Below are 26,767 nucleotides of genomic sequence, written 5' to 3'. Positions count from 1 at the left end.
GATACACAGGTGGCTGTGTCTCTGGTGCGACTGTTGCGATCCTCCCCCTTCCGCTTCGGCAAATTGCCTCTCCGGGTGTCCGCCTGCTGGGGCGGGTACGGTGAAGCTTTGGTCACATTAAACAGCGAATATTTACAAATCAACACAAATTTAACAGGTAAGGCGTATTTATAGCGCGAAACTGCCTAATATTTGTTCACTAAATATACACATCTTCACAATTCCCGCCAAATTGTCGCTAACAGGCGGTGCAACTTGGGAAAGTTGTAAGGTTGGGCGTCAGAATGAACGGTATTAGCCCGCCAACATGGGGTCGGCGGGCTCGTTTCGGTGCCGATTGTCAATCTGCCTGAAGATCGGCTGGCAACAGCGCCTCAGGCAGGTTTTGGTAGCAAACCGGGCGCAAGAACCGGCGAATCGACAGGGTGCCGACCGACGTTGCACCAAAGTTGGTCGATGCCGGATATGGCCCGCCATGCACCATAGTGTCGGCCACTTCGACCCCGGTGGGAAAGCCATTGGCCAATACGCGCCCGGCCATCTGTTCAAGCACCGGCAAAAGCGCGCGCGCCAGATCGGTGTCGCCCTCGTCCATTTGCAAGGTCGCGGTCAATTGACCCTTAAAGCCGGCAGCAACGGTCTGCATCTCATCCGCGTTTCTAACCCGGATCACCAGACCCAATGGGCCAAAGACTTCTTCCGAAAGCTCTTCGTTTGCTGTCCAATCTTCGGCTGAAACCTCAAACAGATACGGCGCGGCAGAGCGGCCTTCGCAGGCGGTGGTCAACAACGATTTCACACCCGCGCCCTCAGACACCCGGCGCGCGCCGCTGCGATAAGCATCAGCCATCCCATCGGTCAGCATGGTTTGGGCGGCCACGGCTTTCAGACCATCGCTGGCGGCGGTCACAAATGCATCCGCTTCTGGCCCGTCCACCACGATCGCGATGCCGGGATTGGTGCAGAATTGGCCCGCGCCCATGGTCAGGCTTGCAGCCCAGCCCGTGCCAAGGTCGGCACCCCGGGCGGCGGCGGCCTGCGGCAGTACGAACATCGGGTTTACACTGCCCAACTCGCCAAAGAACGGGATCGGCTCGGGCCGTTTGGCGCAGAGGTCAAACAATGCGCGCCCGCCGCCAAGGCTGCCGGTGAAGCCAACGGCTTTGATCCGGGGATCGGTCACAAGCGCTTCGCCAACTGCACGGCTGCCGCCCTGCACAAAGCTGAAGATGCCGCCGTCCATGCCGAGCTTGGACAGTGCCGCAACAATGGCATCGCCGACGATCTCGCCAGTGCCGGGGTGCGCGGAGTGGCCTTTGACAACAACCGGACAACCCGCCGCCAATGCCGCGGCGGTGTCACCACCAGCGGTCGAAAAGGCCAGCGGGAAGTTGGACGCGCCAAACACAGCAACCGGGCCGATGGGCCGCTGCATCATGCGCAGATCAGGGCGGGGCAACGGCTGACGGTCTGGCAGCGCCGTATCGTGACGACGGTCAAGGTAGGCGCCATCGCGGATATGGGTCGCGAACAACCGCAGCTGGCCCGTGGTGCGCCCACGCTCACCCTGAAGCCGGGCTTCGGGCAGACCGGTTTCGGCTGTGCCAATCTCGGTGATTTGCTCACCGCGCGCATCGATCTCGTCGGCGATGGTTTCCAGCAGCACTGCGCGCTCTTCGCGCGAAGTTGCAGCAAATGCCCGGAACGCTTTATGCGCGGCCTCGCAGGCCTCGGCGATCAGCTCTGGCGAACCGGCGGAATATTCAAAGGCGTCGCCACGGGCTGGAGAGGAAGAGAATTTCGCCTCAGCACTCACGCGCTTGCCAGCAATCAGGTGGTCGCCATGTGGGGTGAATGTCATGTTTATCGGCCTTTCTGTTCGCGCCATGCGTTAAATTTCACGATGCTCTCGTCGTCGGTTCCCGGGTAAAGACCGATAATCCCGGCCCCAGCGTTGACCTGCTCAAGGACGAAATCCTCATAGGCTTCCATTTCAATGCATTCCGCTGCGATTTCGTCGGCAAGATGCGCCGGGATGACCATGACGCCATCGCCATCGCCCAGCATCACATCACCGGGAAAGACCGCCGCATCGCCGCAGGAAATCGGCACGTTGATGTCGATCGCCTCGTGCAGGGTCAGGTTCGTAGGGGCCGAGGGCCGGGCAAAATAGGCGGGCATGTCAAGCGCGCCAATGCCAGCCGCGTCGCGCACACCGCCATCGGAAACCACGCCTGCGACGCCGCGTTGCTGCAACCGGGTAATAAGGATTGAGCCCGCCGTCGCCGCGCGACAGTCCTTGCGCGCGTCCATCACCAGGACATGGCCTTCAGGGCAGGTTTCGACGGCGACGCGCTGTTTGTGGTCGCGGTTGCGGAACACAGTAATCGGATTGCGATCTTCGCGCGCCGGAATGTAGCGCAGGGTAAAGGCCTGACCGACCATGGTCACCGCCTTACGCTCGACCGGGGTAACACCCTGCACGAACTGGTTGCGCAGCCCACGTTTGTAAAGCGCCGTGGCCACGGAGGCCGTCGACACCTTGCGCAATTTGTCGCGGGTTTCGTCTGACAAGTTATATTCGCTCATTTTTCTTCCCCATGGTGTAGCGTTTTGCATTTTTGGAAAGATCAGGCGCTAGAGTGCGCTCCCCCAGCCGTCGTCGCGAACGACACTGGCCGCGAAGTCTCGCGAATTTTTTGCCCGCTCCTCCAAGAGCATCGAGCCTTGGAGCTACATAAGGATGGGAGATATGTCAATATTTGTAATGTTAGGTCGTGGAATTAGTGAAATATTGCCGTTATTGGCGCAATACGAATTACTAATTTTTACAATAGCGGGAGCCGACGGCTTTCGCTCTCTGGGCTTTTAACCGGCAATTCCCGGTCTCAAACCGAATGATCTTTGCCGCTACACTGAACCAGCCCGTCAGCCTTGGCACGGTCTCGACCCGTACAGCGACCGCTTCGCTGACGCGGGGTCATTTGCTTCAGCATCTGTGGTCTTCGTTTAATTCTAGGTCATCAGACCCAGAACCCGAACGAGGATAATCGCTCAGTTTTAAGAGGCATCGTGGCGAAGCCTGCTTCCAAGACAACCATGCCAGAACAAACGGCAATCTCCCCCTCTGTCACAAATGTTTCGCAATATCAGGCGACAAGGGCCCGATGCGCTCTGAAGTATAAATTGACCAAACGGTCTAACGCGCGCATTCTGCCGACAATGAGTACACTAGAAAGAGGATTTCCCATGACACGAACCATTTTGCTGGCCGGCACCATGCTGGCGGGGCTCGCTTCCGTGGCCCACGCCGACACGCTGCGTCTTTTGACATGGGGCGGCTACGCACCTGAGGACGTGGTCGCGAAATTCGAAGAAGAGACCGGCCATACCGTCGAAGTGACGAAATCCAACAACGAAGAAATGATCGCCAAGCTGCGCGCGACGGGCGGTGGTGGTTTCGACCTCGCTCAGCCGTCGCAAGACCGCATCATGGGCCCGCAGATGGAGTTCGGCATCTACAAGCCGATTGATGTCTCGAAGCTGAACAAAGATCTGTTCATTACCTCCATGCTCGACGCGACGATGGGCAACACCACCGTGAACGGCGACGTCTACGGTGTGCCGCATGTCTGGGGCACCTCTGGTCTGGTGATAAACACCGCCGAAGCGGGCGAGACGGTCAAGGATTACACCGACCTCTGCGCGCCGGAAGTGGCGGGCAAAGTCTCTTACCGTCTCAAACGTCCGACGCTGATCGGTTTTGCTTTCGCCATGGGCGAAGACCCCTTCGCCGCCTATGGCGACGAAGCCAAATACGCCGAGATCATGGGCAAGGTCGAAGCCAAGCTGATCGAATGCAAAGCGAACGTCAAAACCTACTGGGGTGGCGGTGATGAGCTGATGAACCTGCTGCGCTCGGGCGAAGTGACCGCGTCGATGGCATGGGACACCGGCGGTTGGAAGCTGAACGACGACAACGCTGACCTGACCTTCGTGGCCCCGGCTTCGGGTGCTTTGGGCTGGATCGACACATTCGTTCTGCCCGCCAAAGGCCAGGCCGACGATGTGGCCTATGAGTGGATCAACTTTGTCATGCAGCCCGAAATCGCGGCGATGATCACCGCAGCGGCGGGCAACTTCACCGCCTCTGCAGGCGCAGATGAGTTCGCCGAAGACAGCCTGAAAGCCAAGTATCAGGCCAGCTTCCCGCAAGAGGCGATCGACAACATCAAATGGTATCCGCCGGTGCCCGCCGGTCTGGAAACGATCGAAGGCGAAGTGCTGGACCGCGTTCAAGCTGCCAACTGATATTTGACCCTAAGAGCGGCACCCTCATCCCGAGGGTGTCGCTCCTTTATACGGAATTCACATGACCCCAGATCTGGAATGCGTCGACCTCGTGAAGCGGTTCGGCGATACCACCGCTGTTAACAACGTCTCCTTCACGGTGCCGCCGGGCAGTTTCTTCTCCATCCTCGGGCCTTCGGGCTGCGGCAAGACGACGATCATGCGGATGATCGCGGGGTTTCTTGACCCGACCTCGGGCGACATTCGGATCAAGGGCGGATCGGTGCTCGACACGCCACCGAACAAGCGCCCGGTGAACATGGTGTTCCAACATCTGGCGCTTTTCCCGATGATGACGATTGCCGAGAATATCGGCTATGGCCTGCGCCGCCGTGGCATGCCTAAACCCGAGATCGCGCGCAAAGTTGATGAGGCGCTGGACCGGATCGGCCTGCCGGGGATCGGCACGCGCAAGGTGGATGAGCTTTCGGGCGGGCAGAAACAGCGGGTCGCCATCGCGCGCTGCATGGTGCTGGAGCCTGATGTGCTGCTGCTGGATGAGCCGCTGGGCGCGCTGGACCTGAAGCTGCGCGAGCATATGAAGGTTGAGCTGAAATCGCTGCAAGCCGCCTTTGACACGACATTCGTCTATATCACCCACGACCAGTCCGAAGCGCTTGTGATGTCCGACCAGATCGCCGTCATGAGCAATGGCCAGTTTGAGCAGGTCGGCAAGGGGCAAGACCTCTACTACCGCCCCGAGACGCCCTTCGTCGCGGGCTTCATCGGGGAATCGAACCGCTGGAAGGGCCGGATTGAGCGGGTTGAGGGCGACGCGCTGCAACTGCGCACCGACAGCGGGTTGGCGATGCGCGCCACGGGGGCGGGTCTTGCCCAAGGGGCGCGGGCCGAGATTTTCGTGCGGCCCGAATCCATTCGGCTGGCCGCCAGTGCCGATGCGCTCTCAGGCTTCGACAATCAACTGACGGGCACTGTCACCAGCCTGCTGTTCAACGGCGCGGCTTCGCGTGTGTTGGTGCAGGATGACGTGGGTGAAACGCTTGAAGTCACGCTGCCGCAGTCGGGAGAATTCTCAAGTCTGCAACGCGGCGATGCGGTGCATATCGGCTGGGGTGCGGGGCAGGCGACCTGCTTTGGGGCCGCCTGATGCGCAGCCAATCCCGAATTACATTCTACCTGCTGCTGACGCCTTTGGTGCTTTGGCTGGGTCTGCTCATCATCATCCCGCATATCGACATGCTGCTGATTTCGCTGCGCGAACGGATCAGCTTTGGCGTCTATGAAACCAGCTTAGCGCAATATGAAAAGGCGCTGACCGAACCGCTCTACCTACGCACCTTTTGGCGCACGGCGGTGATGTCGGTGCTGGCCACGGCGCTGACGCTGCTGATCGCCTTTCCAGTGTCTTATTACATTGCCAAGATGGCGAAGGGGCGCTTGCAACAGGTGCTTTTCCTGCTCTGCCTGATCCCGTTTTACGTCTCTGAACTGGTGCGTACTTTTGGCTGGATGATCCTGCTGCGGGAAACAGGCCTTGTCTCGAACCTGCTACAATGGGTGGGGCTGGCGGATCGCCCAGTTGAGATGCTCTATACCGACGCCACGATGATGGTGGGGCTGGTCTATACCTCGATGCTCTTCATGGTGGTCCCGCTTGTCACCACGTTGGAAAGCCTCGACGACAGTGTGATTGAGGCGGGCTATGATCTGGGCGGAAGCGGGCTTTCGGTCTTGCGAGAGATCATCATCCCCCACGCCATGCCCGGCATCGTCTCGGGCTGTATCGTGGTCTTTATGCTGAGCTTGGGCAACTACCTGACGCCGACGATGCTCGGGGGCAAGGACAGCCTGTGGTTCACCGAAATGATCTATAACCAGTTCATCGTACGCTCCAATTGGGAGCTTGGCGCCGCCTTTGGCTTTATGCTTCTGTTGCTGTCTTCGGTGATCGTCTGGGGGATGCTCTGGCTCACGGGCCGGACCCTCAAGGAAACGATGGGGTGATCCAATGATCCCGACAATCCCGCAATCGCGCAGCTTTCGCATCCTCTATGGTGGCTATGTGGCGCTGTTCTTTCTCTATCTGGCCCTGCCGCTGACCGTGGTCGCGGTCTTTGCCTTTAACGACAGTCAGTTCCCCTCTCTCCCGTGGGAGGGGTTCACGTGGAACTGGTTCTTTGGCGAGGAGCGCCCGCAGATCGGCGTCTTTCATGAACGCGGCATTCTGCGGTCGGTCGGCACCTCGGCATTTGTGGCGCTTTGCGTGGCGATCATGTCGGTCTGCGTTGGCACGACGAACGCCTTTTTGTTCAACCGCTATGAGTTTCGCGGCAAGGGGTTTCTCTATGTGCTGATGCTGCTGCCGCTGGTGATCCCCGGCATCGTACTGGGCATCTCGGTTCTGGTGTTCTCATCCACGCTGGCCAATGGCGTCTGGGACATGGCGCAGATCGACATTCAGGCGCTGCGCCCCGGTCTATTGTTGGTGATCCTTGGGCAGTTCAGCTTTATCACCACCATCGCCACGCTCGTCATCTCGGCCCGCTTGCAGAAGTTTGACCGCACGCTGGAAGAGGCAGCACTGAACCTTGGCGCGGATCGTTTGACGGCTGTGCGCACGATCACGCTGCCGTTTCTCGCGCCTGCGATGATTGGGGCGGTCGTGGTGGCGTTTCTCATGAGCTTTGAGAACTTCAACACCACGCTGATGCTGGTAGGCTCTGACGCGCCGCTGACCATTGCCATGTTCGACCGGTTGAAAGAGGGCTCGACCCCCCTGTTGAACGCCGTGTCGCTGCTGTTGATGCTAGGCTCATCGCTTTTGGCGCTGATGCTGATCCTGTTTCAAAAACGGGGATGATAATGGGGCAGGCCCGTTCTGGGCCTGTCGCCTTTTGGTTAAAGCGCGTGCCGTACCGCTCGGCTGAAGCTCTCTAACAGGTCGGGGTCTTCGGCCAACCTGCGCCGCAACGACCGCGGCAGTTCAAGCTGCACCCCTTCGCCTGTGCGGGTACGGTTGCAGATGTTCGTTTCATGCACGCCGGGCAGCGTGGTGTTCAGCGCCGCCTCAAACCCCGCAACGCGCAGGGCCGTGCCGATTGCATCGCGCAAAGCTTCGGCTCGCCCGCCCAGCCAGACCGTCTCAGTGCCATCATCCTTGCGGCCATGGATCGCCACGGCGACCTGCGCGCTTGCCACAAGTTCCAACGCCTGTGGCTCGTCAAAGCGATGCGAGGTGATGTGAAAATCCCCATGCGCGCCGGCTTTCAACGCCTCAAACAGATAGTAGGAATGATCGCCTCCCGCGATGGCCTCGGCGATCAGGCTGGTCTCAGGCTCAATCGTACCGCCATGGGGCGCGATGATGATGACTGCGCTGCCCCGATCCTCGGCGCGTATCTGGTAATCATCATCGCGCAGCATCTCGGCAGAGAGGTCGGCATAGTTCTGGAAACGATCCGTCATCAAATGGCTCCTATCGGCTGGGGAGGGCGATCAAACGTCGAGCTTGCGCACCGTTTTGGTAATGAGCCCGTCTTTCCGCTCCAGAAACACGATCTCGCCAAACTTGATGCACTGCCATTCCTCACCGTCTTCGGTCAGCGGCTCAGAGGCAAAGATCGCCGATGTGGCTTCGCCCTCGGGGCAGGCGTCGACCTTATAGGAATCCGCATGATCCTCAAAATTCGCGCCCGTCAGCACATAGACCGGCTCAAGCAGCATAGAGAGGGGCAAGTCCTCGTCGCGCAGCTTTTTCCAGTCGCCGGTCACATCGGTCTCGCCGTCATGCCCGCAGCCATAGTTTACGCCGATAATGCGATCCGAACTGACCAGCGCGATTTTTAGCTTGGTCAGTGCCGCCAGATCAAGTTTTCGCGCGGCCTCACAAATGACCCGCAACAGCTTTTCAAATCCGCGTTGCACATCGTCGTTACTGTCGCCTTCCAAGAGGGATAGCAGCAGCACATACAGAAATTCCGTATCCGTCGTGCCGCGCATTTGGGTGAGGTATTTATCTTTACAATGCTGCAAAAGCTCGCGTTGCAACTGCCGCCAATGGGGCAGGGCCCCGTTCTGGGCGATGATCCACGGGGTGTGCTCAAACGAGAATGGGTGGCAATTCTCATCCGCCTGCACAACGCTGGCATCATAAGACGCTGCCCGGACATGCGACAGCAGCGTGTGCGCTTGCAGGCTTGGGATCAGAGTCTTGGCATTGTCATCGTGAAAGGCCGCTTTGGGCCGATGGTACAGCAGCGGCGCTTCGGGTTTCAGCAGATGGTCGCTCCACGCGGCAAAACCCCAGCCCGCCAGTTGCAGGCTTGGGTGCAGCTCAGGATCAAGGCTTTGGTTCAGCAGAGAGTTCTCAGGCGCAAGGAGCAGCGCGTCGATTGGCAGTTCGGGTCCGATATAGGCGAGGAAGCGGCACATATTTGTCCTTACTCTTGAGAGGTTTCACTGACTGTCTCAGCGGGTGTGAAGCCCTCAGATAGAGTGATGTGCCGGTAAATCTAGCCACGCGTCGGACAGCGGCGCAGTGGGGCCGTCTGAAAGGGAGGGGGGCGTGCGCCGCCCCGCTCCGGTTTTCGCGTCAGATATCCGAGATATAATCAGCCGAGACATAGCCCCGTACCTCTGGCGCGTCGGCCAAGGACACACGGCACCAAAGCTGGCCAGTCTCAGTCACACAATCGCGACGGTTGAGGACTGTGCCATCAGGCAGCCCCATGATGACCCCAAAGTCGAGGCCGGGGCCGCTGCGCAGCTTCAAAAGCTCATCTGGCCCGGTGCGGTGCACCATCACCTGATCGGCAACGATGCCCGCACAACCTGCGACGAACATAAGGGTGGAAACGGTTGCGAATGTGATCCTGCGCATGATCTGCCTCTCATTTGTTTTCTGACGTCTTAAATCGAAAACAGGGCTGATCCTAGCCGTCTTAGGCCTGGCTCTCCTCGCATTGCGCAAGTGCGCGTTTCAACGAATGTTCATCGTAAGGTTTCATCAAGCTAACAAAGCGCGTCCGGTCGGTTTCACCTTCGGCGTATTCCCGCGGATCGGCGCCTGAGGCAATGATGACCGCGATCTCCGGGCGCAATTGCGTAACCTGCTGCACCAAATCCATGCCAGAGCCATCCGGCAGCCCAAGATCGGTAAACATGATATCAAACCGCTCCTGCGCGAGGCAGCGCTCTGCGGCGGCGACACAGTCCGCTTCGGTGACAGCATAGCCCAAATCAGAGAGCATATCCGCCGTGGCCATGCTGATCAGTGCGTCGTCTTCGACCAACAAGACTTTCAACGCATCGCTGGTCTGGTCCTGCTCGGCTTGCCGACCCGAAAGCGCAGCTTCGGCGCTGGCATGACGGGACAGGATCTCGTGGATCTTTAGCGCTAGCCGTTCGCGGGTGTAAGGTTTGCTCAGCAAGTCAACTCCGTCATCCAGCCGGCCGGCATGGACAATGGCGTTCTGTGTGTAACCCGAGGTAAAGAGCACACCAACATTTGGCAGTTGCGCTTTGGTTTCACGCGCAAGCTCGGGGCTGCGGATTTTGCCGGGCATGACCACATCGGTGAACAGCAGGTTGATTTTCACGCCGCTTTTGACGATCGCCAGCGCGCTGTCGGCATTCTCAGCCGTTAGCACAGCATAGCCCAGATCGCGCAGCAGATCGACGGCGGTTTCACGCACGGCGGCGTCGTCTTCGACAACCAAAATCACCTCACCGCTGCCAATGGGCGTTTCGGTTGTGACGGGCTGGCGCACGCTTTCTTCTTGGCGCTGTGTGCGCGGCAGATAGACCCGCACAGTCGTACCATGGGCCTCTTCGCTGTAGAGTTTGATGTGCCCGCCGGACTGTTTGATAAAGCCGTAAACCATGCTGAGACCAAGCCCCGTGCCTTCGCCGGTTTCCTTGGTGGTAAAGAAGGGGTCAAAAACCTTCTCCATAATCTCGGGTGCGATGCCAGAGCCGGTATCGGTGATCGCCAGCATCACATATTGGCCGGGGGTCACATTGGGTTGGCTCCGTGCGTAGGCGTCATCGAGGGATGCGTTGCCCACCTCAATTGTCAGCTTGCCATGATGCGACATCGCATCACGCGCGTTGATCGCGAGGTTAAGGATCACGTTTTCCAATTGTGCCGGATCGACAAGGCAGTTCCACAATCCGCCTGAGATTACCGTCTCAATCTCAATCCCTTCGCCCAAGGTGCGGCGCAGCATGTCGTCCATGCCCCGCACCAAACGGCCAAGGTTCTGTGGCTTGGGCTCCAAGGGCTGCTGCCGCCCAAAGGCCAACAATTGCGACGTAAGGTTCGCCCCGCGCGACACGCCCGCAATCGCATTATCGACGAAACGTCGCTTAGCGTCGCCTTCGGCCAATTCTTTCGACAAAAGTTGAAGGTTGCTGCCCACCACCTGAAGCAGATTGTTGAAATCATGCGCGATGCCGCCGGTAAGCTGGCCTACGGCTTCCATTTTCTGGGCCTGTACCAGCTGCGCTTCTAGCCGGTCACGCTCGCCCATGGCCTCTTCGATCTTGGTCTTCAACGCGTTGCTAAATTCAATCTCCGCATTGCGGGCGCGAAGTTCTTCACGCAGGTCGCGGACTTCGATCACCGTGCCGACGGTCTTGCCATCCTCGTTCTTCATCGGCGACGCGGTGAAGCCTACGGGGTAAAAACTGCCATCCTTATGAACGAAAGTTTCCTCGCCTTGGGTCTGGTGGTTTTCGGGAAAGGCGCGGTCGATGGCGCAGTCTTCGATGGGGAAGTGCCGCCCGTCGGGGTGGGTGTGATGGATCACGTCATGCAGCGGTTTGCCCGCCGTTTCCTCAAACTTATAGCCGGTCAATTCTTCCGCAGCGCGGTTCATAAAGACGCATTGCTGCTGATCGTCCATCATGAAGATCGCCATGGTGGTGTTGCTCAGGATCGCGTCCAGTTGGGTCGAGACCTTGGTCAGCGCCGCGTTGGTCTCTTTCTGCTTGGTGATGTCCTGAATGGCCGCATAGAACACCTTCTCGCCTTCGGTGACGATTAGCTGCAAATGCGTCAAGACGTGGTAACGCGAGCCATCTTTGCGCTGGTGTACCGTCTCATACTCAAGGGTGGATTTTTCACCCCGCAACAGCGGCTGCACAAGGCTGAGAAAGGCGTCGCGCGACAGTTCGGGTTTGATGTCCCACGCGACCATGTCGCGCAGTTCACTCATCGAATAGCCCAAGTTCTCACGCGCGCCGCGGTTAACGAGGGTGAAAGTGAAGTCATCGGCTGAAAATAGGTAAACTTCGCTCGCCGCGTCTTCGACGATTTGACCCAGACGATCGCTCGCCAATTTGATTGCTTCTTGCACCTTTTCCCTCAAGCTTGTCGATTGCAATAACCGGCTGAAATCCACCTGCGAGATGCAGAGTGGACGTAATCTAGCTTTAAGGCGCGGCAAGGCGAGCGAAAAGGGCCACTTTTCCGCTTAGCAACAAATTTTTGTGCTGCTTGCCCCTGAGGTTAGGGAGGATGATGCGCTTGGCGGTACCCGCCGTAAGGGGCGGGTCCGCTGAAATAGCCATCTGCGCCGATCAGGCGACACGCTTGCCCATGGCAATAACTGAACGCAGGATCGGCGCGTCTTTCATCACCTCGAACTCGATCAGATCGGCCCGCATCCCAACCGCAATCTCCCCCCGGTCGGTCAGCCCCACATGATGTGCGGGCGTACGTGTGACGGTGGCAAGCCCGCGGGCCATATTGCCCCAAAGGTTGCCCAGTTGCACCGCGCCCAAGAGGAGGGCAGCAGGCACGTAGTCTGACGAGAGGATGTCGAGCAAATCCAGTTCGGCCAATTCCTGCGCCGCCACATTGCCCGAATGCGATCCACCGCGCACAAGATTGGGCGCGCCCATGATCGTGGCGATGTCTTGGGCATGGCAGGCCTGCGCCGCCTCGCGGGTGGTGGGAAATTCGGCCAAGCGCACGCCATGGGCATGGCTGGTGGCAACCTGTTGGGCCGTGGTGTCATCATGACTGGCCAGCGCCGCGCCATAGCGCTTTGCCGCTGCCACCGCCGCCGCCTCATGTTTCGCGCCCAGCCGCTCCTGCAACCCGTGCAGAAAGGTGACGTAGTCGCCAAAATCCTCACGCGGAAGGCCGTTTTTGCCGCAGACGTAATCCTCGAACTTTTGCACATCGCGGAATTGGCGCTGGCCCGGTGTGTGGTCCATCAGGCTCACGATGCCGACCTTATCGTCGGGGCCAAATTCGGCCAATTCCTCCTCCAGCGTTTCCGAGCATACCTCGGCGCGCAGGTGGATGTGGTGGCTGATCGACAGCGCGCCGCTGTCGCGCATCATCAGAATTTCATCGGCCATGTTGCGGGCGTATTTATCATAGCGTTTGCGCCCGTCGTCCGAGATGATCGACCCCACACGGATCGCGTCAAAGACCGTGGTGATCCCGGTGCCCGCCAGTTCCCGATCATGGGCGATGATTGCCGCGCGGTGTGGCCAATCGACCTTTGGGCGTGGCTTCATGTGACGCTCAAGATTGTCGGTGTGCAATTCCACCAAACCGGGCGCGAGGTAGCGGCCTTCACAATCGGCTGCCCCCTTCGGCACGGCGGCCCCTTCGGCGATATCCGCGATCACCCCGTCACGCAGTACAATGCTGCCGGTTTTTACCTCATCGGGCAGGATCAGTTTCGCATTGGCGAGAATGGTTTCTTTTGTCATGAGAACGTCACGCTTGTTGCGCATCCATGGATGCAAGGAGAAGATGAATGAAGTTTGACCGCTACGCGATCTATTATACGCCGCAGGGTACCTTGGCCGAGGCCGGTGCCGCGTGGCTGGGTTGGGATGTGGCACGCGGGCAGACTGTGGCGCATCCGAACGTGGCCGGGCTGGACGTGGCCGCCCTGACCGAGACGCCGCGCAAATACGGACTGCATGCGACGATCAAACCGCCCTTCGTTTTGGCCGAGGGGGTCACGGCGGACGACCTGCAAGCCGCGTTCGAAGCGCTGTGCACGCAGCTTGCACCCGTTACGCTGGACAGGCTCACCCTGACCCCACTGGGCCGCTTCCTGGCGCTGACGTCTGAGGGGGACACCACCGCACTGAACGCCATGGCCGCCGAGGTGGTGCGCGGCCTTGATACCTTCCGCGCGCCCCCGGCTGAGGCTGACCTTGCCCGCCGCCGCCAAGCCAGCTTGACGCCTACGCAGGAGGCGAACCTCATCCAATGGGGCTATCCTTACGTCATGGACGCTTTCCGCTTCCACATCACCCTGACCAGCAAGCTGCCTAAAGCCGACCTGCCGCAGATTACGGCGGCGCTGACCCCCTATATCACGCCACATCTGCCCCAGCCCTTCACGCTGGACAGCCTGACGTTGGTGGGGCAGGCCAAGGACGGTATGTTCCACGAGGTTCACCGCGCCACCCTCTCGGGGTAAAGTGCCGCCACCGCCTGCGCCACGGTTTGCTCCAGCGGGCCAGAGTTGTCGATTTCAAGCGCCGCGATGTGATCGGGCAGGGCGCGTTCGGCCCGTGCCAAACGGGCGGTGATTTCATCCTCCGTTTCGCGCCCACGCCCTCGCAGCCGCGCGGCCAGCACTTGAGGGGAGGCAGTGAGCGACAGCACCTCGAACCGCGCGAACCTCCGCTTTGCCTCACTCAACACCCCGCGCGAGAGATTGGCCAGCACATCGCGCCCATCTTCCAGCGCCGTTTCGACCGCGATGGGAATGCCGTAGTGCAGCCCATGCGCCGACCAACTCAGCGCAAAGGCACCCGCCGCCTCAAGCGACAGGAATTCGCGCTTGCTCATCCCGTCGAAATCCTCGCCCCCTGCGTCACTGGACCGCGTGATCGCGCGACGGGCGAGGAAGAGGTCAGGCCGCCCTTCCGCCAGCTTTGCCATGACACTGTCCTTGCCGACGCCTGACGGGCCGACCACTGCGATAAAACGCCCGCTCATGCCGCCAATCCGGGGGTGAAGCGGGTCACATCCACCTCGCGGTCGCAGATCTGATCGCGGGCGGCTTCATCGTGGAAAATGCCCAAGATTGCCGTGCCGCGTGCCTTGGCCTCTTCGATCAACGCGAGCACCGTGGCGCGGTTGGTGGCATCCAGGCTCGCTGTCGGCTCATCCAACAGCAAGACGGGGTAGGGGTGCGCAAAGCCGCGGGCGATGTTCACCCGCTGCTGCTCCCCGCCTGAAAAGGTCGTCGGGCTGAGCTGCCAAAGCCGCTCGGGGATGTTGAGCTGCGCCAGCAACTCTCCGGCCCGCGCCCGTGCGTCAGCTTCGCTGCTGCCCACGGCGCGGAGCGGTTCGGCCACCACGTCAAGCGTGGCCACCCGCGGCACCACCCGTAAGAACTGGCTTACATAGCCCAGCACATTGCGGCGCAGGTCCAATATCTCACGCGGGGCGGCGCGGGCGACATCCAGATCGCCCACCATGACCCGGCCCGAGGCGGTCAGATAGTTGCCGTAGATCATCCGCATCAGCGTTGATTTCCCGGCCCCCGAGGCACCGGTCAGCGCCACGCATTCGCCGCGTGCCACGGTCAATTCACCGCCGCGCATCACCGGGATCACCGCAGCACCTTGGTTGTGCAGGGTAAAGGATTTGCTCACATTTTCCACGCGTATCATGGGTTCAGCCTTGTTTAACCTATTGTTAACTTTTGTAATTTGTTTCGCGTGCGAAACATTTCCCTGCACCGTCAAACCTGTAGCACGCTAGAGACCAAAAGCTGCGTATAGCCATGCTGCGGGTCGTCCAACACCTGATCTGTCAGTCCGGTTTCAACCACATGGCCGTCCTTCATCACCATCAACCGATCGGCGAGCAGCCGCACCACCGCCAGATCATGGGTCACGATAATGGCGCTCAGCCCCATTTCACGCACCAGACCGCGCAGCAGGTCGAGCAGCCGCGCCTGCACGCTCACGTCCAGCCCGCCGGTGGGTTCATCCATAAAAACCAGCCGTGGCCCGGTCACGAGGTTGCGGGCAATCTGCAAGCGTTGCTGCATCCCGCCGGAGAATGCCGAAGGCCGGTCGTCAATCCGGTCTTCGTTGATCTCGACCCGGCCCAGCCAATCGGTGGCGCTGGCGCGGATGTCGCCGTAATGTCGCGCGCCCACGGCCATCAGCCGCTCACCCACATTGCCGCCTGCGCTTACGTTCATGCGCAGCCCATCGCGGGCGTGCTGGTGCACAAAGGCCCAATCGGTGCGCGACAGCATTCGGCGCTCCGGCTCGCTCATCGTTACCGTGTCGCGCAGCCCATCGGCGCGGGTGTCAAAACGCACCGCCCCACGATCCGGCGTCAAATGCCCCGCCAGCGTGTTCAGCAGCGTAGACTTGCCCGAGCCACTTTCGCCGACGATGCCCATGACCTCACCAGGATAGAGGTCAAAGCTGACATCGGTGCAGCCGATCCGCGCACCATAGAATTTCGCGATGTTTTCAACTTGCAACAAAGGGGTCATGCCACGCCCTCCAACATAGGGGCCGCATCCGCGCCGCGATGCCCAGCCGCCTGACGCGCCGCGCAATAATCGGTGTCGGAACACATGAACAGGCGCCCGCCTTCGTCATCGACGATCAACTCATCCAGATAGCTGTCGTCGGCCCCGCAAAGCCCGCAGGGGTGATCGGCTTTGCTAGCCTCAAAGGGGTAGTCCTCGAAATCCAGCGACACGACCTGCGTATAGGGCGGCAGCGCATAGATCCGCTGCTCGCGCCCCGCACCGAAGAGTTGGATCGCGGCCATTTCCAGTTTGGGGTTATCAAACTTGGGGATCGGCGACGGGTCCATCACATAGCGTCCCTCGACCTTGACCGGATAGGCGTAGGCCGTGGCAATCGCGCCATGCTGGGCGATGTCTTCATAGAGTTTCACATGCATCAGCCCGTATTCCTCCAGCTCGTGCATCTTGCGGGTCTCGACTTCCGAAGGCTCAAGAAAGCGGAGCGGTTCGGGGATTGGCACCTGATAGACCAGCACCTGATCCTCGCGCAGCGCGGCTTCGGGAATGCGGTGCCGGGTTTGGATGACGCTGGCCTCTGTCGTGGCCTCAGTCACGGCGACCCCGGCGGTCTTTTCAAAGAAACGGCGGATTGAGACGGCGTTGGTCGTGTCATCCGCCCCTTGGTCGATCACCTTGAAAGTGTCCTCCGGCGTTAGCACGGCGGCAGACACCTGCACCCCGCCCGTGCCCCAGCCGTAAGGCATAGGCATTTCGCGGCTGGCAAAGGGCACCTGATAGCCGGGGATCGCCAACCCTTTCAGGATCGCGCGGCGGATCATTCGCTTGGTCTGCTCATCTAAATAGGCAAAGTTGTACTCGTTCATGCCGCTATCCTCTTTCGTGTCCTGTTCACTCTGTGTCATAGCGTGCCTCATTCTGCGGCCTCCCGGGGCGCGTCTTGGGCTGCTGTCGCCTCGCGGCGCAGCTTGCGGATCAGTTCGAGTTCGGACTGGAAGTCGACGTAATGGGGCAGTTTGATATGCTCCAAGAACCCCGTCGCTTGGATGTTATCCGCATGATAAAGCACGAATTCCGCATCCTGCGCAGGCGCGCCGAGGTTGTCTTCGCCCAGTTCTTCCCAGCGCAGCGCCCGGTCCACCAGCGCCATGGAAATCGCCTTGCGCTCGGACATGCCGAACACCAATCCATAGCCGCGGGTGAACTGCGGCGGTTTGGTTTTGGAGCCCGTGAATTGGTTCACCGTTTCGCATTCGGTGAGTTCAACCTCACCGATCTCGATGGTGAAACCCAGTTCGGGAATGTCCATCTCCACCGCGACCTTGCCGATGCGCAGTTCTGCGACGAAAGCGTGGTTCCGCGCATAGCCGCGCTGGGTGGAATAGGCCATGCCGAGCACGAAACCTTCATCGCCGCGTGTTAACGCTTGCAGGCGCAGGTCGCGGGTGGCGGGCAGTTCCAGCGGTTCGCGGGTCAGATCGCGCGGCGGGGTCTGACTGTCCGTATCGCGCTGCATCAAGCCTTCGCGGTCGAGGAATTCCATGATGTGCGGCGTGTCCTTGGGCGGCTCGTCATCGGCCACCTCGGGCGCGGGCGGCACCTCACCATCGGCGGCCAGTTTGAAGTCCAGCAGGCGGTGCGTGTAGTCGAATGTCGGCCCCAAGACTTGCCCGCCCGGCGCATCCTTAAAGGTGGCCGAGACGCGGCGGTCGCAGGCCATAGCGCCAGTCTCCATCGGGCGCGAGGCGCCAAACCGGGGCAGGGTGGTGCGATAGGCGCGGATCAGGAAGACCGCTTCGATCAGATCGCCGCGCGCCTGTTTGATCGCCAGCGCAGCAAGGTCCGGATCATAAAGCGAGCCTTCGGCCATCACCCTGTTCACCGCCAGCGTCATCTGTTCGCGAATTTGCGCGACGCTCAGTTCGGCCACGCCGCGATCGCCGCGCCGCTCTTCGGCGAGCCATGCGTGGGCGTTGTCAATCGCCCGCTCGCCGCCTTTTACCGCTACATACATCAGGACACCTTTGTGCTTCGGGGCAGCGCCGCCAGTCGGTCGCCGCAGGTGAAAATGAAATCCAATCCGCGCGGGAAAAGCGCCGCGTTTTGTTGAAAGGCGGCACGTTCGGGCAGCGACAGCGCCGCGCTGTCTTTGATGCCGGGGCCAGTAAGGGTTGCGCCCTCGGCGCGCAGGTCATCCATCTCGACGATCAGCGTGGCGGATCGGTCGGGGTAGGCGGCGCTGCCGAGGGGAAAGTCAGCCAGCGGCAGTTCGTCCCATGTGCCCAAGGCGAATTGTGCCGCGCTGGCCGCAACGAAAGCTGCGCCGGTGTGGAAGGTGATCCAGTCGCGCAATTCGGGCCGGTCTAGGCTGGGGGCGAGATAGATCGGCGTTTCGGGGTCGCAGAGCGTCAGCAAGATGACCCCGGCAGCGATCGACAAACCCGCAGGCGGTTCAGCGCCAGCCACGCTGTTGATCTCCCCCGGTTTTGCCATGGCGTTCATCACGGCGCGAAAGGCAAAAGCGGCGTCTTTGGGCGCGTCGCGAAACCCACCTGTCAGCGATAGGGTCTGCATCAGTCTTCTCCTCGGACCATGGTGAAAAAATCGACCTTGGTGGCTGCTGCCTTGGCGGCGCGACTGGCGCGGCGTTGGGTCTCAATCTTAGCCAGCGGGTCGAGCAGTTTGGCGCGCAGCTCATCGGCGGCATCGCCTTGCATCAGCGCGTCGATAAGGGCGGCTTGCAGCGCCTTGTCACGGCTGCGGCCTTGCACATAGGCGTGGCCGTCAGGCCCATCCGCCAGCCGCACCGAACAGCGCGTGACCGACATTTCGCCCATGTTAAAGGCTTCGCCCACAGCGCCCATCCGGCCCCGGAGCATGACGCCGCCGATCTCGGGCGCGCGCAGCAGGTCATGGGCAGGGGCCGCACCGTAGCGCGCCCAGAGCCGCGCCAAATCAGCGGCCTCGGCCCGCGCAAGCAGGCCCATCCAAGCCTGCCGATCGCTGGTCTTTTCTTTGGTTTCAACGGTCATCTAGACACCTTGTGCATTTGTCTAATTTTCTATACAACTAGACAAGTATTAGCCGCTGGCCTCTCGCTGGTGCAAGCTTGGATATGTGAAACTTCTGCGACATGGCCCGTACCGCGATTTGGAAAAACATCACCGCCACGCTGACCCGTGACATCGCCACGGGGAAATACGCCCCTGGCGACCGGCTCCCGACCGAGGCGCAACTGGCCGCACGGTTTGGGGTGAACCGCCACACGGTGCGCCGCGCGATCAGCAATATGAACGAGGGCGGGCTGACCTATAGCCGCCGGGGCGCGGGGGTGTTCGTAGCGCAGCGGCCCACGGACTATGCCATTGGTAAACGGGTGCGCTTTCACCAGAACCTTGCGGCGGCGGGGCGCGTGCCGGCCAAGGAGATTTTGACGTTGGAGACCCGCGCGGCCTCGGCCCATGAGGCCGATCACCTTGGGTTGGAGTACGGGGCGCTGGTGCATGTTTATGAGGGGCTTTCACTGGCCGATAGCCAGCCAATCGCGATCTTTCGCAGTCTGTTTCCTGCCGCGCGTTTCCCCGATCTGTTGGCGGCGCTTGAGACCAGCCGCTCGGTCACATCGGCTTTGGCGCAGGGCGGGGTGGCGGATTATACCCGCGCCTCAACCCGGCTGACGGCGAAGCTGGCCAATGCCACGCAGGCGCTGCATCTACGGTTAAGTGAGGGCGCGCCGATCTTGCGGTCTGCTGGGATCAACGTGGACCCGGACGGGGTGCCGGTGGAATATGGGGTGACGTGGTTCGCCGGGGACCGCGTGACGCTGACGCTGAACCCCGGCGATTGATGCGCGGCCTTAATGGCCGTCTGAGGTGCCCGCGATCAGCTTGCGGCGGAGCCAGCCCGAGAAACTGTCCATCGCCACAACCATCAGGATGATCAGCACGATGTAATAGCTGACTTCCTCCCAATCCTTCTGGGTGATGATCGCTTGGGTCAACAGCAAACCGATGCCGCCACCGGTGATCGCGCCGATGATGGTGGCTGAACGGGTGTTGGACTCCAGATAGTAGAGCACTTGGCTCAGCAGCACCGGGGTGATCTGCGGGATGACGCCAAAACGGTAGCGCTGCATCGGCGCGGCCCCGGTGGAGGCGATACCTTCGATCTGTTTTTCGTCTACATTCTCCAGTGCCTCGGAGAAGATTTTGCCGAAGGTGCCGGTATCGGTCAGGAGGATCGCCAGCGACCCCGTGAGGGGGCCGGGGCCAAAGGCGCGGGACAAGACGATGGTCCAGATCAGCCCATCGACGCCGCGCAAGAAGTCAAAAAGCCGTCGCGCGGCGAAGCGCAGACCGCCTAATGGGGAAAAGTTCTTGGCGGCCAGAAAGCCCAGCGGTAGGGCAATCATCGCTGCGCCAAAGGTGCCGAGGAAGGCCATGAGAATGGTCTCGACCAGCGCCCAAGCGACATCGCCGTGACGCCACATTTTGTTGGTCCAGAAATCCTGCCAGATCGCGCCGTATTCGCCGCTGCGCAGCAGCTCTAGCGGGGACATGCCGTGATAGGGGCTGTCGAGCGTGAAGAAGAACAGCTCCCACCCATTGAAATAGCGGAAGACCTCGGCCCGGTTGCGGGTGATCGTCAGACGGCCTGCGTCCGTGGTCACCGCAAGGCGGTTTTTGGAGGCGTTGATCCATTCGGGCAGGGGGCCGTCCGGCAGGGTGGCATTGACGCCGCTGCGCCCCGGTGTGGCGGTGATTAGCCCGTAGCCCGGCACGTCATAGCGCACTTCGGGGCCAAGTTCGACGGCATGACCGTCGCCCAGCTCGACTAGCGTCGTCTCACCCAAGGTGACCCAATCGGGGGAGGTGCCCGGCGCGTAGCGGCCCTTGCGCTCGCCTTCGATGGCGATCTCCATCTCGCCGTTGCGGTTGTCGCGGGCGACATGGGTTTTGTAGCTGTAGCTGTCGGCCACCAACGTCTTCATGTTGGAGACACTGATCCGATCTCCCAGCCCGGCCACGTCGAAGGCAAAGAAGACGTAAGCGAGATAGACAAGGATCAGCACCGGCGCGGCGAGGCTAGCGATGCGCTTGCGCCGGAAGCTGCGGCTGGCGGTCTGCTGGGCGGGGAAAGTGGCAGCGGTAAGGTCGGTCACAGGATGGCTCCCTTGTCCTTATAGGCGCGGCCATGGGTCAGCCGGTCGCGGAAATGGCTCGAGATTTGGTCAACGATGATGATGGTGCCGAAGAGCAGCAGGAAGATCGCCGCCGCCTCGTCGAATTTGCCCTGACCCCAGGACATCGTGTTGCGCAGGTCATAGCCAATGCCGCCTGCGCCCACGAAGCCGAGGATGGCGGAGGCGCGGATGTTGATCTCGAACCGCAGCAGCCCATAGGAGAGGTAGTTGGGCGCGACCTGCGGCACGACGCCCAAGACCATCCGTTGCAGCCAGCCCGCCCCGACAGAGGCAAGGCCGTCTACGGGTTTAAGCGAAGCGTTCTCATTCACCTCAGAGAAGAGCTTGCCAAGCGCGCCCACGGTATGCAGCGCGATGGCGATCATCGCGGGCACCGGACCGTCGCCGAGCAGGAAGATCAGGACGAGGGCCACAACAATCTCAGGCACCGCGCGCAGCACATCCAGCAAACGGCGCAGCGGGGCGACGAGCCATGGCGCGGGGGCAAGGCCACGGGTGGCCAGCAGGGCGGCGAAGAAGGCAAAGAGCGCGCCGATCAGCGTCGCGGCCCCGGCGATGTTCACCGTCTCGATGAGAGAGGGGAGGTATTTCCCGAAATAGCCGGGCAGCAGATGGACGCGCTCCCAAGCCTCGCTCAGCACATCGGCGGGGAAATCAAAGACATTAGGCAGCCCATTCCAGAACCCGCCAGCGTTGCGGGTATTGGCCGTGCCGAAGCCGCCGATCAGCAGGGCCACGAAAACGACCAGCAGGATCATATTCATCACCCGCTTTTGTCGGGTATGGGCAAGGTAATCGGCCGTGATCTGCGGCGCGGTGGTGGTTTGGTGCATCTGTCGTCCCCCTATGACGACAGGCCCCGACAATCGTTGCCGGGACCTGCCAGATGTCTTTCGTCCCTAAGGATCAGTTGGATTTCGCCTTGCGCGCTTCGACGATCGAGACATAGGCGTCATGGGCAATCGGATCGAAGCCAAGGCTTTCGCCCGCGGCCACACCGTAAGCGCAATCGGCGTCCATCTCGTGCAGCTCATCCACCAATGCGGTCATGGTCGCCTTGACCTCTTCGGGCAGGTCTTTGCGCAGCACGACCGGGCCTTCGGGGATCGGTTTGGAGCGCCAGATTTCCACCAGATCATTCATATCGACGAGGCCCGCGTCCACCGCTTTGCGCAGCGCGCCGGAGTTGTAGCCGTCTTCCCAGTTGCCCTGACCGTCGGCCCATGTCACGCCGCCCGCCACGTCACCGTTGTTGACCGCAACGATGGTCTGCTCATGGCCGCCGGTGAATTTCACTTCGCCGAAGTAGTCGCCAGATTCCATTGTCGCACCCGTGGTCTGGGGGATTTCGATGGAGGGGATCAGGTAGCCAGAGGTCGAGTTCGGATCGCCAAAGCCGAAGACCTTGCCTTGCATGTCTTCCAGCGTGTTGATGCCCGCATCTTTGCGCGCGAAACCGATGGAGTGGTAGCCGTAGGAGCCATCAAGGTTGATCTTGACCAGCACCGGCTCAACCGCTTCGGGGTCTTGCAGGTAAACGGCGGCATAGCTTGAGGCCCCCATCCACGCCATATCGAGCGTGCCACCCAGCAGGCCTTGGATCACGCCGTTATAGTCAGCCGGGGCAAAAAGCTTGGCCGGAACGCCAAGGCGTTCTTCGGTGTAGCCGCGCAGACATTCGTAGGAGTTCATCCGGTCCTGCGCGTTTTCCCCGCCGAGGATGCCGATGCGAAATTCGGTGACATCGGCGCTTTGGGCCAGTGCAGCGCCGGTCAGGGCAGTTGTTGCCAATGCGGCGGCGATGAGCTTCTTCATTTTGTCGTCTCCAGTTTGAAAATATGCCCCGTGGGGCGGGTCGTGTCAGGCTGGCACCTTGTCCAGCGTTTCGATCTCGGTTGAGGTGGCGGCTTCGGAGAAGCTGCTGTCGGCACCGTAGATTTCGCGGGCCATGCTGGTGGTCAGCTGCGCGGGCGTGCCGTCAAAGACGATTTTGCCGTCGCGCATCCCCACCACGCGGTCGCAATAGCGGCGCGCGGTATCCAGCGTGTGTAGGTTGGCGATGACCATGCGGCCGTCTTCCTCGTGAATGCGGCGCAGCGATTGCATCACCACCTGCGCGTTCATCGGGTCGAGGCTGGCAATGGGTTCATCGGCCAGAATGATCTGCGGGTCTTGCATCAGGGCGCGGGCAATGGCGACGCGCTGCTGCTGCCCGCCCGACAACGCTTCGGCCCGTTGGGGCGCATGTTGCGCGATGCCCAGACGGTCGAGGATTTCAATCGCGCGGGTGATGTCGGCATCGGGGTAGAGGTTGAAAATGCTGCTGAGCGTCGAGCGGCGGTTGAGCGTGCCGTGCAGTACGTTCGAGACCACATCCATGCGCGGGACGAGGTTGAACTGCTGAAAGATCATCGCGCATTCCGCCTGCCAGCCGCGCCGGGCCGCCCCGCGCAGGGCGGTCACATCGCGCCCTTGGAACAGGATTTGCCCCGAAGAGGACTCGGTCAGCCGGTTCAACATCCGCAGCAGCGTGGATTTCCCCGCGCCAGAGCGCCCGATGATCCCGATCATCTGCGGCTTGTCGACCTGCAGATTGGCGCGGGCCACCGCAGTGTTTGCGCCGAATGTTTTGGTCAGTTCAGATATGACGAGCATAAGTCCCCCGGGTTTACGGGGCGAGCTATCGCAGCGGTGAATGTCACGAATGTTTAAGTTTGACGAAGCTTTTGTAACGCGTCGCTTTTTGAGAAACCTGCGGAGCACGTAGCCCGTTCGGTGTGGCGCGGGCAGCTGTGCAGAGCATGGTTCTGGGGGGTTGCGGGTGCGGGTTTCTTGGCTCGTAAGGCATCCAATTTCAGGGCCGAGGCGCAGAAAAATAAGGGATTATGGAACTAAATACCGCGATACGGGCTTTCACTCGTAGGGCCAATTAGGTAGGGCCACATCTTGTTCAGCTGCGCGATGTAGCGCAGGCTAAATCATCTTAGGCGAAATCACCGGCTGTGCAGCGCCCAACCCACGCGCCCCATCGGTGATACGGCCCCCGCAAACGAAAAAAAGGAGCGCGTTCATGAGCGCACAAGTTATCGCATTTTTGATTCTGCTGCCGATCACATTGGTTTTTATCTACGCAGGCATTCACGAGTTTCAGCGCTACAAAAGCGAGGGTAAGGCGAGTTATGGTTTGGTCTACGATGAGGAAAGCGGCACCACCCACGTCAGTGGCATTGCTGACCATGAGGACCCGTATGATCCTGATGACTTTGACCCCAACAACTACAACGATCCTGAAGTGAAAAACGATATCGATCCGCAGGTTGAAACGGAAGTGCCCAAGGTCTGAGCTGGGGAGGGACGTCTCGGATGGCTGAAGGGTAATAGAGCGACGTTGATGATTTCCCGAACGTCTTCTTTGTTGTGCAGCTGTGAGGCGTATTGCCGTCAGATGCATGACTGCAGGTGTGCCATGTTTGGGCCGTGGTTGAACAAACCTCTATGCCCTGCAACGAAATAGGCGGCGGCGGACGGACCGATGAAGACGTATCTCACCTTGCTGGAGCTCAACTACATGGTTCGAGACAATTGCCTGCGACAGTATCTTGCATCCTTCCGCATCACATTCCCTGAAGGGGCGCTCATGGGCCTGAGTGCGTTTCTATTTTGCCTTGCATTGCCAGCCGGTGCTGCCCCCACCGCCGACATCGTTATCTTGGGCGAAGTCCACGACAATCCCCATGCACATCTTGAACAGGCCGCCGCGTTGGAAGTGCTGCACCCTACGGCTGTTGTCTTTGAGATGCTGACGGCCGAGCAGGGCGCAAAAGCCGATGCCGACCGCAGTCAGATTGCACAGGCTTGGACCGCCAGCGGCTGGCAGGATTTCGATATCTACGCGCCGATCTTTGACGCAATGGGGGCTGCGCGCATCATCGGTGCCGCTGCCCCGCGCGAGGCGGTGCGTGCTGTCTATCGTGATGGGGCGGCAGCGTTATTTGGGCCTGAGGCGGGGCGCTTTGGTCTTGACCAGCTGCTGCCGGACATTGAGCAAGCCGCGCGCATCGAGGTGCAGTTCACAGCCCACTGCGAAGCGATGCCGCGTGAGATGATGGGCGGCATGGTCGAGGTGCAACGCTACCGCGACGCCACATTCGCCCGCGCGGCGTTGGACGCGTTGAAACTCTATGGCCCACCCGTCGCCGTTATTGCAGGCAACGGTCATGCCCGCACCGATTGGGGCATTCCCGCCCTGATCGCCCTGGCCGCGCCTGAGGTGACGACCCATGCTATCGGCTTTGTCGAGGCTGGGGGCACCGCCCCCTATGATGAGACCCATGTCATTCCGCCCGCCAAGCGGGAAGATCCCTGCAAATCCTTGATAAAAGACTAAAGGACATCCCATGTATCTTGCCATGAACCGCTTCACCGTGCTGCGCGACAACGCCGCCGATTTCGAAGACCTTTGGCTGGGCCGCGAGAGCCGTTTGAAAGATACCGAAGGGTTTATCTCGTTCCACATGCTCAAAGGGCCAGAGGAAGAGGGGCAGGTTCTCTATGCTTCTCACACGGTTTGGGAGAGCGAGGCGCATTTCCGGGCGTGGACAACCAGCGACGCGTTTCGCGCGGCGCATGCGCGGGCAGGAGAAACCCGCAAGCTGCATGAGGGGTCGCCGCGTTTCGAAGGGTTCCGCGCCATTCAAAAGATTGAAGCCTCTTAGCTAGAGTAACACCTAAAAGGGCCAGCTTCTATACTTGACTAAAATAATCGGGTTAAGTAGCTTGTTCAGAGGCCCGGTACAAACCTCGGGCGCTTAGACAATTTACACTGATACCGCCCAAGCCACCGTTTCCGGCAGCCGGGATGTCACCGCAAAGGAGCCCGCCCCCGTGAAAACATCCCTAACCACGCCCGAATTGCCATCCCATGCCCCGCGCGCCCCGCACCGCGGAAATACGCGCGATCTCGCGCCCCGGTATTTCATTGACCAGCAGCCGCTGTACCGGGTGGAGGCAGGACGATGAGCCTCATGCAAAAGCTACCCGATCCGTCACCTGCAAACCAACCGGTCGAGCAGGCCGTTCATGATGCCCGTGCATTGGTGCCCAACGGCACCACGGCCAATATCGTGCTGGACGGTCAAACCTATACGTTGCGCATCACACGGGCTGGGAAATTGATCCTGACGAAGTAAGCTGCGGCTCTCTCTGGGGCGGCCCTCTGCTCGGTGCCGCATGATGTGTCTGTGGCTTGCTTTGACGGCGCGCCGTCTTTAACTGAGCGCCATGCTTGGCCCCTTTATCCTACACAAAGATAGCCGCTGACGTGTTGGCCCTTCTGAGCCTGTTTTTCGCGGCGCTGTTGGCGGCGACGTTGATCCCCGCCCAATCCGAAGCGCTGCTTCTGGGGCTGATGTGGTCGGGGTCTCATGCGGTTGCGCTTTTGTGGTTGGTGGCGACTGTGGGAAACGTCTTGGGGTCGGTGCTGAATTGGCTGCTTGGGCGTTACCTTAGCCATCATGCTGATCACCGCTGGTTTCCCTTCTCGGCCAAGCAGATGGCACGCGCATCAGACGGGTACCAGAGGTGGGGCTATTGGAGCCTGCTGGCCAGTTGGGTTCCCGTCATTGGCGATCCGCTGACCTTGGCCGCAGGTATTCTGCGCGAGCCGCTTTGGCGCTTTATCCTGATCGTCACATTTGCCAAAGGCGGGCGCTACCTTGTGCTGATCTTGATCGCACGTGGTTCTATGTGAGTG

29 protein-coding genes are annotated in these 26,767 nt (G+C 60.6%); 11 read left to right on the top strand and 18 right to left on the bottom strand.

All coding sequences use genetic code 11. The annotated features are described in order from the left end of the window. Positions 1–340: 340 nt before the first annotated feature. On the bottom strand, positions 341–1,861 hold the full coding sequence (locus tag DSM14862_RS11785; RefSeq protein ID WP_007117474.1) for an aldehyde dehydrogenase (NADP(+)): 1,521 nt from the start codon (positions 1,859–1,861) through the stop codon (positions 341–343). A 2-nt stretch (positions 1,862–1,863) separates the two neighbouring features. After that, positions 1,864–2,589 carry a ribonuclease activity regulator RraA gene (locus DSM14862_RS11780; RefSeq protein ID WP_007117473.1) on the bottom strand — a complete coding sequence of 242 codons (726 nt, stop codon included), beginning with the start codon at positions 2,587–2,589 and terminating at the stop codon, positions 1,864–1,866. A gap of 660 nt (positions 2,590–3,249) precedes the next feature. Here DSM14862_RS11780 and DSM14862_RS11775 point away from each other — a divergent pair. The 4 genes from DSM14862_RS11775 (at position 3,250) to DSM14862_RS11760 (ending at position 7,171) form a co-directional block, all read left to right on the top strand. Continuing rightward, the gene (locus tag DSM14862_RS11775; RefSeq protein WP_007117472.1) at positions 3,250–4,311 is read left to right on the top strand and encodes an extracellular solute-binding protein; all 1,062 of its coding nucleotides are present in this window, start codon (positions 3,250–3,252) and stop codon (positions 4,309–4,311) included. A gap of 61 nt (positions 4,312–4,372) precedes the next feature. Beyond that, positions 4,373–5,458 carry an ABC transporter ATP-binding protein gene (locus DSM14862_RS11770; RefSeq protein ID WP_007117471.1) on the top strand — a complete coding sequence of 362 codons (1,086 nt, stop codon included), beginning with the start codon at positions 4,373–4,375 and terminating at the stop codon, positions 5,456–5,458. Beyond that, positions 5,458–6,315: an ABC transporter permease gene (locus DSM14862_RS11765; protein WP_007117470.1), complete on the top strand. Its 858-nt coding sequence runs from the start codon at positions 5,458–5,460 to the stop codon at positions 6,313–6,315. Before DSM14862_RS11770 ends, DSM14862_RS11765 begins: the two co-directional genes overlap by 1 nt. Positions 6,316–6,319: 4 nt before the next feature. Further along, positions 6,320–7,171: an ABC transporter permease gene (locus tag DSM14862_RS11760; RefSeq protein ID WP_007117469.1), complete on the top strand. Its 852-nt coding sequence runs from the start codon at positions 6,320–6,322 to the stop codon at positions 7,169–7,171. 38 nt (positions 7,172–7,209) lie between these two features. On the opposite strand, the gene DSM14862_RS11755 is transcribed toward DSM14862_RS11760, so the two are convergent. The 5 genes from DSM14862_RS11755 to DSM14862_RS11735 form a co-directional block, all read right to left on the bottom strand. Continuing rightward, complete coding sequence (locus DSM14862_RS11755) at positions 7,210–7,776, bottom strand: poly-gamma-glutamate hydrolase family protein (RefSeq protein WP_007117468.1); 567 nt, start codon at positions 7,774–7,776, stop codon at positions 7,210–7,212. Positions 7,777–7,806: 30 nt separating this feature from the next. Further along, complete coding sequence (locus DSM14862_RS11750; protein ID WP_007117467.1) at positions 7,807–8,742, bottom strand: class II glutamine amidotransferase; 936 nt, start codon at positions 8,740–8,742, stop codon at positions 7,807–7,809. Positions 8,743–8,902: 160 nt separating this feature from the next. After that, positions 8,903–9,190, bottom strand: coding sequence for an SH3 domain-containing protein (locus tag DSM14862_RS11745; protein ID WP_007117466.1), 288 nt, complete (start codon positions 9,188–9,190; stop codon positions 8,903–8,905). A gap of 61 nt (positions 9,191–9,251) precedes the next feature. Further along, entirely contained in the window at positions 9,252–11,669 is a 2,418-nt protein-coding gene (locus DSM14862_RS11740; RefSeq protein WP_113075645.1) for a PAS domain S-box protein, read from the bottom strand. Positions 11,670–11,892: 223 nt separating this feature from the next. After that, on the bottom strand, positions 11,893–13,041 hold the full coding sequence (locus tag DSM14862_RS11735; RefSeq protein WP_040700175.1) for an alpha-D-ribose 1-methylphosphonate 5-triphosphate diphosphatase: 1,149 nt from the start codon (positions 13,039–13,041) through the stop codon (positions 11,893–11,895). 47 nt (positions 13,042–13,088) lie between these two features. On the opposite strand from DSM14862_RS11735, the gene DSM14862_RS11730 reads away from it, so the two are divergent. Further along, complete coding sequence (locus tag DSM14862_RS11730) at positions 13,089–13,766, top strand: DUF1045 domain-containing protein (protein WP_007117463.1); 678 nt, start codon at positions 13,089–13,091, stop codon at positions 13,764–13,766. Here the strand turns inward: DSM14862_RS11730 and phnN are convergent. The 7 genes from phnN to phnG all read right to left on the bottom strand — a co-directional run bounded on the left by phnN (position 13,742) and on the right by phnG (position 18,844). Next, positions 13,742–14,290 (bottom strand): phosphonate metabolism protein/1,5-bisphosphokinase (PRPP-forming) PhnN, encoded by a 549-nt coding sequence (gene phnN / locus DSM14862_RS11725; protein ID WP_007117462.1) that lies wholly within the window; start codon positions 14,288–14,290, stop codon positions 13,742–13,744. The genes DSM14862_RS11730 and phnN overlap by 25 nt on opposite strands. Next, entirely contained in the window at positions 14,287–14,970 is a 684-nt protein-coding gene (phnL, locus tag DSM14862_RS11720; RefSeq protein ID WP_007117461.1) for a phosphonate C-P lyase system protein PhnL, read from the bottom strand. Before phnL ends, phnN begins: the two co-directional genes overlap by 4 nt. Before the next feature lie 71 nt (positions 14,971–15,041). Next, positions 15,042–15,812, bottom strand: coding sequence for a phosphonate C-P lyase system protein PhnK (phnK, locus tag DSM14862_RS11715; RefSeq protein WP_007117460.1), 771 nt, complete (start codon positions 15,810–15,812; stop codon positions 15,042–15,044). Next, the gene (locus DSM14862_RS11710) at positions 15,809–16,678 is read right to left on the bottom strand and encodes an alpha-D-ribose 1-methylphosphonate 5-phosphate C-P-lyase PhnJ (protein ID WP_040700529.1); all 870 of its coding nucleotides are present in this window, start codon (positions 16,676–16,678) and stop codon (positions 15,809–15,811) included. Before DSM14862_RS11710 ends, phnK begins: the two co-directional genes overlap by 4 nt. Before the next feature lie 47 nt (positions 16,679–16,725). Then, positions 16,726–17,826, bottom strand: coding sequence for a carbon-phosphorus lyase complex subunit PhnI (locus DSM14862_RS11705; protein ID WP_007117458.1), 1,101 nt, complete (start codon positions 17,824–17,826; stop codon positions 16,726–16,728). Then, a complete protein-coding gene (gene phnH / locus DSM14862_RS11700; protein WP_007117457.1) occupies positions 17,826–18,386 on the bottom strand; it encodes a phosphonate C-P lyase system protein PhnH in 561 nt (186 codons plus the stop codon). The genes DSM14862_RS11705 and phnH overlap by 1 nt, the downstream gene beginning before the upstream one ends. Then, entirely contained in the window at positions 18,386–18,844 is a 459-nt protein-coding gene (gene phnG, locus DSM14862_RS11695) for a phosphonate C-P lyase system protein PhnG (RefSeq protein WP_007117456.1), read from the bottom strand. Before phnG ends, phnH begins: the two co-directional genes overlap by 1 nt. Before the next feature lie 101 nt (positions 18,845–18,945). Here phnG and phnF point away from each other — a divergent pair, with 101 nt between their 5' ends. Further along, on the top strand, positions 18,946–19,659 hold the full coding sequence (gene phnF, locus DSM14862_RS11690) for a phosphonate metabolism transcriptional regulator PhnF (protein ID WP_007117455.1): 714 nt from the start codon (positions 18,946–18,948) through the stop codon (positions 19,657–19,659). Positions 19,660–19,668: 9 nt separating this feature from the next. Here the strand turns inward: phnF and phnE (DSM14862_RS11685) are convergent, their stop codons facing one another. The 4 genes from phnE (DSM14862_RS11685) to phnC all read right to left on the bottom strand — a co-directional run bounded on the left by phnE (DSM14862_RS11685) (position 19,669) and on the right by phnC (position 23,670). Further along, positions 19,669–20,973, bottom strand: a complete 1,305-nt coding sequence (gene phnE / locus DSM14862_RS11685; protein ID WP_007117454.1) for a phosphonate ABC transporter, permease protein PhnE — start codon at positions 20,971–20,973, stop codon at positions 19,669–19,671. Continuing rightward, positions 20,970–21,848: a phosphonate ABC transporter, permease protein PhnE gene (phnE, locus tag DSM14862_RS11680; RefSeq protein WP_007117453.1), complete on the bottom strand. Its 879-nt coding sequence runs from the start codon at positions 21,846–21,848 to the stop codon at positions 20,970–20,972. Before phnE (DSM14862_RS11680) ends, phnE (DSM14862_RS11685) begins: the two co-directional genes overlap by 4 nt. A 73-nt stretch (positions 21,849–21,921) precedes the next feature. Continuing rightward, positions 21,922–22,830: a phosphonate ABC transporter substrate-binding protein gene (gene phnD, locus DSM14862_RS11675; RefSeq protein WP_007117452.1), complete on the bottom strand. Its 909-nt coding sequence runs from the start codon at positions 22,828–22,830 to the stop codon at positions 21,922–21,924. Positions 22,831–22,875: 45 nt separating this feature from the next. Continuing rightward, positions 22,876–23,670, bottom strand: coding sequence for a phosphonate ABC transporter ATP-binding protein (gene phnC / locus DSM14862_RS11670; RefSeq protein WP_007117451.1), 795 nt, complete (start codon positions 23,668–23,670; stop codon positions 22,876–22,878). Positions 23,671–24,085: 415 nt separating this feature from the next. Between phnC and DSM14862_RS11665 the strand changes: the two genes are divergently transcribed. From DSM14862_RS11665 to DSM14862_RS11645, 5 genes are all read left to right on the top strand, one after another. After that, positions 24,086–24,358 (top strand): hypothetical protein, encoded by a 273-nt coding sequence (locus tag DSM14862_RS11665; RefSeq protein ID WP_007117449.1) that lies wholly within the window; start codon positions 24,086–24,088, stop codon positions 24,356–24,358. Between the two features lie 189 nt (positions 24,359–24,547). After that, a complete protein-coding gene (locus DSM14862_RS11660) occupies positions 24,548–25,402 on the top strand; it encodes a ChaN family lipoprotein (protein WP_007117448.1) in 855 nt (284 codons plus the stop codon). A gap of 10 nt (positions 25,403–25,412) precedes the next feature. After that, positions 25,413–25,730, top strand: coding sequence for an antibiotic biosynthesis monooxygenase family protein (locus DSM14862_RS11655; RefSeq protein ID WP_007117447.1), 318 nt, complete (start codon positions 25,413–25,415; stop codon positions 25,728–25,730). A gap of 309 nt (positions 25,731–26,039) precedes the next feature. Further along, the gene (locus DSM14862_RS11650; protein ID WP_007117446.1) at positions 26,040–26,204 is read left to right on the top strand and encodes a hemin uptake protein HemP; all 165 of its coding nucleotides are present in this window, start codon (positions 26,040–26,042) and stop codon (positions 26,202–26,204) included. Positions 26,205–26,335: 131 nt separating this feature from the next. Beyond that, positions 26,336–26,764, top strand: a complete 429-nt coding sequence (locus DSM14862_RS11645) for a YqaA family protein (protein WP_007117445.1) — start codon at positions 26,336–26,338, stop codon at positions 26,762–26,764. Positions 26,765–26,767 lie beyond the last annotated feature (3 nt).

It is taken from the genome of Sulfitobacter indolifex, assembly GCF_022788655.1.
Lineage (GTDB): Bacteria > Pseudomonadota > Alphaproteobacteria > Rhodobacterales > Rhodobacteraceae > Sulfitobacter > Sulfitobacter indolifex.
Note: the sequence above shows the minus strand (reverse complement) of the source record. Positions and strands in the feature narration are given on the sequence as shown.

What these genes read in the sequence shown, in the direction of transcription:
- DSM14862_RS11785 (WP_007117474.1), bottom strand. Translation starts at nt 1,861, where the DNA reads ATGACATTCACCCCACATGGCGACCACCTGATTGCTGGCAAGCGCGTG.
- DSM14862_RS11780 (WP_007117473.1), bottom strand. Translation starts at nt 2,589, where the DNA reads ATGAGCGAATATAACTTGTCAGACGAAACCCGCGACAAATTGCGCAAG.
- DSM14862_RS11775 (WP_007117472.1), top strand. Translation starts at nt 3,250, where the DNA reads ATGACACGAACCATTTTGCTGGCCGGCACCATGCTGGCGGGGCTCGCT.
- DSM14862_RS11770 (WP_007117471.1), top strand. Translation starts at nt 4,373, where the DNA reads ATGACCCCAGATCTGGAATGCGTCGACCTCGTGAAGCGGTTCGGCGAT.
- DSM14862_RS11765 (WP_007117470.1), top strand. Translation starts at nt 5,458, where the DNA reads ATGCGCAGCCAATCCCGAATTACATTCTACCTGCTGCTGACGCCTTTG.
- DSM14862_RS11760 (WP_007117469.1), top strand. Translation starts at nt 6,320, where the DNA reads ATGATCCCGACAATCCCGCAATCGCGCAGCTTTCGCATCCTCTATGGT.
- DSM14862_RS11755 (WP_007117468.1), bottom strand. Translation starts at nt 7,776, where the DNA reads ATGACGGATCGTTTCCAGAACTATGCCGACCTCTCTGCCGAGATGCTG.
- DSM14862_RS11750 (WP_007117467.1), bottom strand. Translation starts at nt 8,742, where the DNA reads ATGTGCCGCTTCCTCGCCTATATCGGACCCGAACTGCCAATCGACGCG.
- DSM14862_RS11745 (WP_007117466.1), bottom strand. Translation starts at nt 9,190, where the DNA reads ATGCGCAGGATCACATTCGCAACCGTTTCCACCCTTATGTTCGTCGCA.
- DSM14862_RS11735 (WP_040700175.1), bottom strand. Translation starts at nt 13,041, where the DNA reads ATGACAAAAGAAACCATTCTCGCCAATGCGAAACTGATCCTGCCCGAT.
- DSM14862_RS11730 (WP_007117463.1), top strand. Translation starts at nt 13,089, where the DNA reads ATGAAGTTTGACCGCTACGCGATCTATTATACGCCGCAGGGTACCTTG.
- phnN (WP_007117462.1), bottom strand. Translation starts at nt 14,290, where the DNA reads ATGAGCGGGCGTTTTATCGCAGTGGTCGGCCCGTCAGGCGTCGGCAAG.
- phnL (WP_007117461.1), bottom strand. Translation starts at nt 14,970, where the DNA reads ATGATACGCGTGGAAAATGTGAGCAAATCCTTTACCCTGCACAACCAA.
- phnK (WP_007117460.1), bottom strand. Translation starts at nt 15,812, where the DNA reads ATGACCCCTTTGTTGCAAGTTGAAAACATCGCGAAATTCTATGGTGCG.
- DSM14862_RS11710 (WP_040700529.1), bottom strand. Translation starts at nt 16,678, where the DNA reads ATGAACGAGTACAACTTTGCCTATTTAGATGAGCAGACCAAGCGAATG.
- DSM14862_RS11705 (WP_007117458.1), bottom strand. Translation starts at nt 17,826, where the DNA reads ATGTATGTAGCGGTAAAAGGCGGCGAGCGGGCGATTGACAACGCCCAC.
- phnH (WP_007117457.1), bottom strand. Translation starts at nt 18,386, where the DNA reads ATGCAGACCCTATCGCTGACAGGTGGGTTTCGCGACGCGCCCAAAGAC.
- phnG (WP_007117456.1), bottom strand. Translation starts at nt 18,844, where the DNA reads ATGACCGTTGAAACCAAAGAAAAGACCAGCGATCGGCAGGCTTGGATG.
- phnF (WP_007117455.1), top strand. Translation starts at nt 18,946, where the DNA reads ATGGCCCGTACCGCGATTTGGAAAAACATCACCGCCACGCTGACCCGT.
- phnE (WP_007117453.1), bottom strand. Translation starts at nt 21,848, where the DNA reads ATGCACCAAACCACCACCGCGCCGCAGATCACGGCCGATTACCTTGCC.
- phnD (WP_007117452.1), bottom strand. Translation starts at nt 22,830, where the DNA reads ATGAAGAAGCTCATCGCCGCCGCATTGGCAACAACTGCCCTGACCGGC.
- phnC (WP_007117451.1), bottom strand. Translation starts at nt 23,670, where the DNA reads ATGCTCGTCATATCTGAACTGACCAAAACATTCGGCGCAAACACTGCG.
- DSM14862_RS11665 (WP_007117449.1), top strand. Translation starts at nt 24,086, where the DNA reads ATGAGCGCACAAGTTATCGCATTTTTGATTCTGCTGCCGATCACATTG.
- DSM14862_RS11660 (WP_007117448.1), top strand. Translation starts at nt 24,548, where the DNA reads ATGAAGACGTATCTCACCTTGCTGGAGCTCAACTACATGGTTCGAGAC.
- DSM14862_RS11655 (WP_007117447.1), top strand. Translation starts at nt 25,413, where the DNA reads ATGTATCTTGCCATGAACCGCTTCACCGTGCTGCGCGACAACGCCGCC.
- DSM14862_RS11650 (WP_007117446.1), top strand. Translation starts at nt 26,040, where the DNA reads ATGCAAAAGCTACCCGATCCGTCACCTGCAAACCAACCGGTCGAGCAG.